Source organism: Nitrososphaerota archaeon (genome assembly GCA_027887005.1).
Taxonomy (GTDB): domain Archaea; phylum Thermoproteota; class Nitrososphaeria; order Nitrososphaerales; family Gagatemarchaeaceae; genus UBA183.
The window spans coordinates 71,438-78,981 of sequence record JAPCJI010000006.1 but is presented as its reverse complement, the minus strand read 5'-3'; the positions used below and the strand labels follow the sequence as shown (position 1 = coordinate 78,981).

At 58.0% G+C, this 7,544-nt stretch carries 11 protein-coding genes and 1 tRNA gene; 5 read left to right on the top strand and 7 right to left on the bottom strand.

Annotation, left to right across the window (positions count from 1 at the left end; genetic code table 11):
• The first annotated feature begins 130 nt into the window (after nt 1-130).
• A complete protein-coding gene (locus tag OK438_05990) occupies nt 131-364 on the top strand; it encodes a hypothetical protein (GenBank protein MDA4124982.1) in 234 nt (77 codons plus the stop codon).
• A 4-nt stretch (nt 365-368) separates the two neighbouring features.
• Here OK438_05990 and OK438_05985 read toward each other — a convergent pair whose 3' ends face one another.
• The 4 genes from OK438_05985 to OK438_05970 all read right to left on the bottom strand — a co-directional run bounded on the left by OK438_05985 (nt 369) and on the right by OK438_05970 (nt 3,218).
• Nucleotides 369-1,691 (bottom strand): site-specific integrase, encoded by a 1,323-nt coding sequence (locus OK438_05985; GenBank protein ID MDA4124981.1) that lies wholly within the window; start codon nt 1,689-1,691, stop codon nt 369-371.
• A 54-nt stretch (nt 1,692-1,745) separates the two neighbouring features.
• A tRNA-Lys gene (locus tag OK438_05980) sits at nt 1,746-1,854 on the bottom strand.
• A 39-nt stretch (nt 1,855-1,893) separates the two neighbouring features.
• A complete protein-coding gene (locus OK438_05975) occupies nt 1,894-2,742 on the bottom strand; it encodes a deoxyribonuclease IV (protein MDA4124980.1) in 849 nt (282 codons plus the stop codon).
• Between the two features lie 74 nt (nt 2,743-2,816).
• Nucleotides 2,817-3,218, bottom strand: coding sequence for a hypothetical protein (locus OK438_05970; protein MDA4124979.1), 402 nt, complete (start codon nt 3,216-3,218; stop codon nt 2,817-2,819).
• A gap of 175 nt (nt 3,219-3,393) precedes the next feature.
• Here OK438_05970 and OK438_05965 point away from each other — a divergent pair, with 175 nt between their 5' ends.
• On the top strand, nt 3,394-3,771 hold the full coding sequence (locus tag OK438_05965; GenBank protein MDA4124978.1) for a hypothetical protein: 378 nt from the start codon (nt 3,394-3,396) through the stop codon (nt 3,769-3,771).
• A 17-nt stretch (nt 3,772-3,788) separates the two neighbouring features.
• Here the strand turns inward: OK438_05965 and OK438_05960 are convergent, their stop codons facing one another.
• The 3 genes from OK438_05960 to OK438_05950 all read right to left on the bottom strand — a co-directional run bounded on the left by OK438_05960 (nt 3,789) and on the right by OK438_05950 (nt 5,218).
• Nucleotides 3,789-3,971, bottom strand: a complete 183-nt coding sequence (locus OK438_05960; protein MDA4124977.1) for a hypothetical protein — start codon at nt 3,969-3,971, stop codon at nt 3,789-3,791.
• Between the two features lie 260 nt (nt 3,972-4,231).
• Nucleotides 4,232-4,621, bottom strand: coding sequence for a Mov34/MPN/PAD-1 family protein (locus OK438_05955; protein ID MDA4124976.1), 390 nt, complete (start codon nt 4,619-4,621; stop codon nt 4,232-4,234).
• A gap of 9 nt (nt 4,622-4,630) precedes the next feature.
• Nucleotides 4,631-5,218: a gamma-glutamyl-gamma-aminobutyrate hydrolase family protein gene (locus tag OK438_05950; protein ID MDA4124975.1), complete on the bottom strand. Its 588-nt coding sequence runs from the start codon at nt 5,216-5,218 to the stop codon at nt 4,631-4,633.
• Between the two features lie 138 nt (nt 5,219-5,356).
• On the opposite strand from OK438_05950, the gene OK438_05945 reads away from it, so the two are divergent.
• The 3 genes from OK438_05945 to OK438_05935 all read left to right on the top strand — a co-directional run bounded on the left by OK438_05945 (nt 5,357) and on the right by OK438_05935 (nt 7,542).
• Complete coding sequence (locus OK438_05945; GenBank protein MDA4124974.1) at nt 5,357-5,914, top strand: hypothetical protein; 558 nt, start codon at nt 5,357-5,359, stop codon at nt 5,912-5,914.
• A 121-nt stretch (nt 5,915-6,035) separates the two neighbouring features.
• Nucleotides 6,036-6,785, top strand: a complete 750-nt coding sequence (gene psmA, locus OK438_05940) for an archaeal proteasome endopeptidase complex subunit alpha (protein ID MDA4124973.1) — start codon at nt 6,036-6,038, stop codon at nt 6,783-6,785.
• Between the two features lie 16 nt (nt 6,786-6,801).
• Nucleotides 6,802-7,542 (top strand): ribosome assembly factor SBDS, encoded by a 741-nt coding sequence (locus OK438_05935; GenBank protein ID MDA4124972.1) that lies wholly within the window; start codon nt 6,802-6,804, stop codon nt 7,540-7,542.
• The last annotated feature ends 2 nt before the right edge of the window (nt 7,543-7,544 follow it).

Sequence of the window (7,544 nt, the reverse complement as noted above, 5' to 3'; positions counted from 1 at the left end):
GCTTGGTCGGGCCCGAATCTTCTCTCCAGCGCTGTAGGATTCGCTTAATATTCTAAGCGAATCCCTTCCGGCCCAGACCCTTGGCCTGAGTGTATAACCCGCCTTAAATGCGCACGACGTCAGTACTCCCATGGAGCCGAAAGGGGAGCTCGGCAACGGGAGGACGGTCGATCTGCGCGACTTCAAGGAAAGACTTCGGAAGAAGCTTCCTCCGGACAGCCCTGTCTTGTCAGATCTGCTTTTGGAGCCCGACAGCATGCCGCTCGACAGAGCCGAAGTTCTGATTCCTCACTACCTGCAGAGGCTGGAGAGGGAGCTCGAGAAGCGCGAAGCGTCGGGCCCCCTCGTCTTCCGCCCCTCTTAGCAACCTAGCCGACCCGGAGCCCTATCACGGCCTTGCCGTTCGGCAAATCCCTCTTGTAGTCCCATCCCTGCTCTATCCAGCGCTCGAGCTCCTCCGCGGGCACCACCTTCTGCGACCCTCCATTCAGCCCGAGCATCTGCTTCGACTTCTCGTGTATCAGGTCCTGCAGCTTCTCCATCGAGAGACTGGTTACATCTCCTAGGGCGAGGAGCTCCTCGCCGGTGTACCCGAACATCTTCAGGGCCTCCACCCTCGCCGTGTTCACCACTTCGTCCTTGCTGATGCTCGGCTGGACCGTGGTCGCCAGGTGCGCCTCGGCTGCCCGTGCGTACGCCTGCCTCATCCCTTCGAGGAGGTCCTCCGGCAGCAGCCCCTTGTTCAGGGTGTAGACGTGCTCGATGTCCCCGATGTGCCCCATCCAGAAGACGCGGTAGTCCTTGATCACCTTGCCGTCCTGCTCCGCCCCCATCATCCTGGTGTCGAAGTACCGCCTCAGGACGTAGGGCCTCCACGAGAACCCCGCGGCCCTGATGGCGAACCTGACGGAGTCGCTGATGTTGCATGTCCTCACGTGCCTGCCGATGTGGTGAGGGTTGTGGGGGTTCGCGGTCACTATGGGGGAGGAGGCGCCAACCGTCTCCCCCAGGGTCTCCATCCTCCATTCGAGGTACTGCTTCAGGTAGGTGCACCCCTGCTCGGGAAGGAACGTGGCGTACTGCCTGCCGGTCTTGGACACCGTCCTCCTCACCACCACCACGGCCGGCACCTTCAGGAAGCTCACATGGCGCCTGCCGTCCTCAGTCTTGACGACCATCTCCGGGAGGTCCGAGACCCTCAGGCCGTCGTCCGAGTCCCTGCTCCCAATCACGCCCGGCCTCACCCCGGAGAAGGCCATGAGCGCGCAGCAGACCTTCTTCTGGAGGTCAGCGTGCTCGAGGATCGAGTGGAGCTCCTGGCGGGACGGGATCCGCTCGTTGTCGTAGAGCCCGACGTCCCTCGAGAGCCTGACCTGCCTGGTCACCTCGAGGTCGTTGAAGCGCCACCACCCCTTCAGGGTCTTCACGTAGCTGGCGATGCTGGAGCTCCTTGTCCCCCCCTCCTCCATGCGAGAAACCACCCTGAGCAGGAAGGCCCCGGCCTCCCCCTTGGACATCCGCGCCAGGTCCTTCTGGGTGACCTGGAAGAGGGCGCAGACCCTCCCCGCCCGCCTCAGGGTGACCTCGGCGTTGACCTTGCTCCCCCTGGCTATGTTCTCGATCCAGGACGAGAAGTTGTCGTCCTCGTCCATAAGGTGCCTGTAGCTGCTCCTCCGGAAGAGTTCGGTCACGCCGTTAGATGCAATTCTTGCATTTAACGGGCGGGGTTCGGACTCGTATGAGTGCGGGCCCGACGGGAATCGAACCCGTCAAGGGGGCGTCGCCTGACCCTCGGGTTAAAAGCCCGATGCTCTACCTGAGTTCTCTCCTGTTGTGGAACTAAGCTACGGGCCCGCCCCGCTCATCGCGATTGATGGTGTATTTTACATTGAGTCATCTGAGCAGGCGTCTGACGGTGACGAGGCTGTCCTTCATCCCTTTAGTGTCTTCGTAGGGGGTCTCCATGATGATTGGCCTCTCCGTGAGGCCTTTGTAGTGCAGGAAGGCCCTGGCCCCCCTGGTCCCGATCTTCCCCTTCCCGATGTTCTCATGCCTGTCGAGGTTGCTGCCCAGGGCGCCCTTGGAATCGTTGAGGTGGACTACCTTGAGTCTGTCGTAGCCGACGCACTGGTCAAAGAGGTCCATGGTCCTCCCCACCGACTCTTCATTCCTCAGGTCGAACCCTGCGGCGAAGGCGTGGCAACTGTCAAAACAGACACCCACTCTGTTGTCCTTCTTTACCCTGTTCAAGATCAGCCTCAATTCTTCGAACCTGGCGCCCACGCTGTTCTTTTGGCCCGCCATGTTCTCGAGCAGTATCGTCGTTTCCCCGTCGCTGCCTGCGAGGGCCCCGTTGACAGCCTCCGAAATGTTGCGCACCCCCAGCATCGTGCCGCCCCCCTTGTGGCTCCCCAGGTGAATGACGAGGTAGTCGATTCCCAGGTCGTCGCAGCGCTTCACCTCCGCGTCCAACGTGTCCCGGCTCTGTCTCAGGATAGCCTTCTCTGGTGAGGCGAGGTTCGGAAGGTAGGGCATGTGGTCGACGACGCTCTTGAACCCTGATCTCTGTCGCTTCTCATGGAAAGATGCCATCACCTCGTCTGGGATAGGCTTGAACTTCCACTGGTTGGGATTGCGGGTGAAAACCTGGAAGGTCGTGGCCCCGATTTCCAGGGCTCTGTCAAAGGCCAGGTCGAGGGACTGGGCGCTGGAGACGTGGAGCCCAAGCTGAAGATCTGGCACAGACAAAATGGGCAGAGGGTGGGTTTATGGGCGTTTCCGACCGTAACCCACGCTCTACTGTTCTTTTCTCTCGCTTAGCGTTTCTTCGGCTTCGCCTTTAGGGTCGCCTTGGAACCCGCCGTGCTTCTGACCGGGGCAGTCCTGCGCCTGTAGGTCCTGGTAGGCTTCTTCGAGATGGATGGTGCCCCAAAGGATGTCACTGAAGATGACGGGTAGGTGACTGGAGCTGGTGCGGGTTGCACCGACTCGTACAGCGCGGGGGCAGAGAACGGAACAGGCTCGACTGCGGCAGGTGTTTCTGGAGCTGGAACCTCGACCACCTGTTCCGTCGCTGGAGTGTAAGACTCTAGTGACGTCACTGAGGTGCTGGATTCCTTCTTCCTCCGGTGTCCTAGGTAGCCCTTCGGTGCTGCGTACAGCACCGCGACAGCGCCGACGCTGACGCCAAGCAAGACAGTCCATAGTTCAAGGGCCATTGTCAGTCATGATAGGGGCCCGGTAGGGGTCTTCAGACGAGGAGTCTAACATGATATACAATTACATCAGGTTCTGTCAACCAAAAGGAACCCGGGGATGCGCTGTTCGGATGCTTCGGAGACTCGCAAGCGAAACCAATTCTTATATCGAAGAAGTCCCGCATAGGAAGTCGTGATGATGCCTGTCCAATGGGACAAGATTTGCACGGAGATGTTCAAGTTCGATAGGCGAGTGAGGTCTGCCCAGGTTATGGATGAGACCGGGAGGCAGATAGCGGGAGGCATGAAGAAGGGAATACCTTCTCTAGAACCGCAGAGCGAAGACCTGAGGTTGATGGCCAACATCACGATCCAGCTGAGCACCGACAAGACCTGGGACAGATTCTTCGGAAAGAGCCAGTTCACCTTCATCAAGAGAGAGCGGCTGAATATCATGACCTTCGCTCTGGGGAACAAGATGATTCTTGTTTCGACTGAGCCCGACTTCACGCTTCAACAGGCCCAGGACCTAAGGAACCAGATAGTAACGAACCACTCTTCTGAGGTCAGATAAAGGGGACTGAGTTAGGCCTAGTTTAGACCTAGCTCAGGGAATTTTGCTTGGACGAGTCCTAGTTCGCCTTGAAGAGTTCTGATGCGTTCAGCGTACTTCTTCATGTCGGCTGTGTTGTTCTGGATTTTTCCGACCTTGTAGCCTCGCCACGCCTTTTTTAGGGCTCCCCAAGTCTGACCTTTGGAGTACTGGGTAGACATGAAACGAATACCTGTCGCTATTCGGATATAAGCCTTCGCGTCTCATGTCGCGAGAGCTGTGCGTTAGTTAGCCCCCGACCATCAAATCCCGTTGCCCGATTGGATTGCAGCGAAAGGAGAGGCAACCCCCCCACCTTTTGGCGCTGGTCAGACGGGTCCAGAATACGGTAGGACCATGTTCTCCTGAAATTTGGTCTTGGCGGCCTTAGCAAAAGGTATGGCTACTCACGATCAGTCATCAGACGTCTCCTGCGCAGCTCCTAGGCGGGCTTGACTTCGAAGGGCACTCTGTTCCCGTTGTGGTCGTAGACCCCTATGCTCGATGAGTTGGAGAAGGGATACCCCATGATGACCATGATCTTTCCAGTCGCATGGAGCTTGTCCTGGTCGGATGGGTTCGCGTTTCCTGAAGGATGGGAGTGGGCAACCCCTAGGTATGACATGTCGATGGGGAGCATCCACCAGTTGAACGAGGAATAGGAGTGGGCATGGACCGCGGCCGGCGGGACCGCGACGCTGGTCACCTCCACGATTCCTTTCTTCGACTTCCCGCGGAGCAGTAGGATGCCTTCGTTTGGGTAGGCCATCTTGGAATACGTGAGGAGACTGTCTAGGACCTGGGCCGCGAGGACGACTTTCTGGACTGGCAAGCCTATCGCCTAGCGCAGCATCCTGACGAAGTTGCCGACGACCCTGAACCCGTCGGGGCTCTCGGACGTGTAGCGCTCTGGATGGAACTGAACGCCGTAGAGAGGCCGCTTGGAATGCTTCATCGCTGCGATCCTGCTCGTCTCGCTACTGGCGAGTAGTCGGAAGGAATCGGGTAGGGACTCGACGATTTCGTGCCGCGACTCCATTAGCATGGCTGGACTCGATAGCCCTTCGAAGATCGGGTCCTCGACTATGGGTTCCGTCTTGACAAACTCTAGCACGTGCTCGGTGTCCTCGATGACCCTTGAGCCGAAGGCATGGGCCATCATCTGATGCCCGAAACACACCCCTAGAACCGGGACTAGGGTCTTCAAGATGGCCTCGACTTCGCCACGGAACTTGACCTGCGTGCTCTCCTTGGAGAGCATGTCCGGGGCGCCGCTGAGCGCTACGCCGTCGAACTGGTCGAACTTCGTAGCTGAAGACTCGCTCCAATCGATGGAAGTGACCTGGGCGCCATTGTCCGAGAGGCTCCGCCTCAGCCTTTCGAAGCGCTCGAGAGTGGGATAGTTGTTGACGGCCAGGACCTTGACCAAAGCTAGGATGGCGGTGCGGTCAACTGGATATGAACTTTCGGCAGTCCGCACATGGTTGGGTCGGACCGAGAATCTCTCCTGTTCTCGCCCTCCACTTAGGGAACCTTGCTATTAGGAGGTGACGAGTGGACCATTAATGTGCGAAAGTCGACGTCGATGCTGGCGGCGGTGATCCTTTGCCTGGGGCTACTCGCCGCGAGTGCACTCTACTACGAAGGAGTTCCAAGAGGAGGAACCGGGACGAGCGCAAGGTCGGGTACGCTGTCGAGCCAGGCAACACTGGTCGAGTCGAATGTGACGATTAATGGCACGAAGTACTGGTCTGGGACCCTCACGCTCTTCTACAACTTGACGTCAATCAGCTTCGGAGGAGTTACCTTCAATTTCTCCGACCCCTGCAACTACCACCCAAGCGGAGTACTCGTTTGTCGGGATAAGTTGGTCAACATGTGGTGTTCACCATACCCCTACATAGTGGCGACGATCTGTCAAGAGCCACTTCCGCAGGTGAAGATGGTCTTCGCTGATGGAAGCATGGAGTATTTCAACAAGGCAACCATGATCAACGGGACCATGTGGTCTGACTTTCCGAGATCATACCCTTGGTTCACCTCGCACCTGAACCCAAGGGTCGGGATTGAACTTAATACGAATCATGCGCCTCCGGACACACTGACCCTCCTGGTCAGTGCGTGAGAGGACCAGAGAGTTTCAGGGCGCAGGACAGAGACAAAAGATGAGGTAGAATCCAAGTATCGGGGAAAAGGGTTTAAAAAGAGACGCGGGAGCATCGCACAAAAGGAGCTAGGAAAAGAAAATGTTTGCACCTTCGGCAGGATACGACCGGGCCATCACCATCTTCTCACCAGACGGGCGCCTGTACCAGGTCGAGTACGCCCTCGAGACGGTCAGAAGGGGTAGCCTTGCGGTCGGCATCAGGACAAAGGAGGGCATCGTGCTAGCCGTAGAAGAAAAGGGTCGGAAGCTCCAGAGCGACGATTCTGTAATCAAGATGTTCCAGATCGACGACCACGTGGGCGCGGTCGGTGCTGGCTACATCCCCGACGCGCGGATACAGGTGGACAGCGCCAGAGTAATGGCTCAGAGCAACAGGCTGATCTACGACGAGCCGGTCGATGTGGAGGCGATAGCGAAGAGGATAGCCGACATGAACCAGCAGTACACCCAGTATGCAGGTGTGAGGCCCTTCGGCGTCTCTCTGATAATCGCAGGAGTAGACGAGAGCAGCGGGCCCGTGGTCTATTTGGCAGACCCCACCGGGACCTACTCTGGATTCCACGCGATAGCCATCGGCCAAGGGAGTGACCAGGTCAACGACTACCTGGAGAAGAACTACTCCTCAGACCTGTCCCTTGACACTGCCGTCACGCTGGCAATCGAATGCATCTACCTCGTGAGCGAGGACAAGTCGGGCACGGGGCACATCAAGGTCGCCGTGGTCGAAGCAGAGTCCAAGAAGATGAGGAGGCTCACTGAACAGGAGGTAGGCAAGAACGCAGCGGCTGCCAGGACCAAGTCAGAAAAGCCACCCGCCAAGAGCTCCTGAGTAGCGAGTCTCTACATTGAGCGGCAGCTTCGGACATGGGGGCGGAGAGTACAGACCTAGGACGAAGGAGACGTCGAAGTTCACCACAGTACACATCACCATCGAAGGGGAGCACTATGAGATCCTGGTCAACCCGGACGCCGCCTTGAGTTTCAAGCAGGGGAGGGCCGTCGAGCCTTCTCAGGTGATTGCCGCCGATGAGGTCTATTCAGACTCCAAGAAGGGACTGCGGGCCAACAGCGAGCATCTAAGGAAGCACTTCGGGACCGACGACCATGCCAAGGCAGCCCTCGAGGTGCTGAAGCGCGGCGAGCTGAACCTGACTCAGGACCAGAGGAGGAAGCTTACCGATGAGAAGAGAAAAGCCGTCATAGCGACGATTTCAAAGACCTTTGTCGACCCGAAGACCATGCTGCCTCACCCCCCTCTGAGGATCGAACAGGCCATGCAGGAGGCCAAGGTCACCATAGACCCGTTCCAGGATGCGAACGAGCAGATGAAAGTGGTGGTCGAGAAGCTCAGGACCATCCTACCCATGAAGTCGGAGAAGGTGAAGCTGCAGGTGAAGGTGACTGCCCAGTACTCAGGTCAGACCATCGGGATACTCAAGAACTACGGCGAGATCCTGAAAGAAGATTGGGGGGCAGACGGGACGCTTTCAGCAATAGTAGAAATACCAGCTGGCGGACAGCCTGGTCTGCTGGACCGGCTCGGTTCGACTACGAAGGGTGCGGCCCAGGTTACAATGGTGAAATGAAG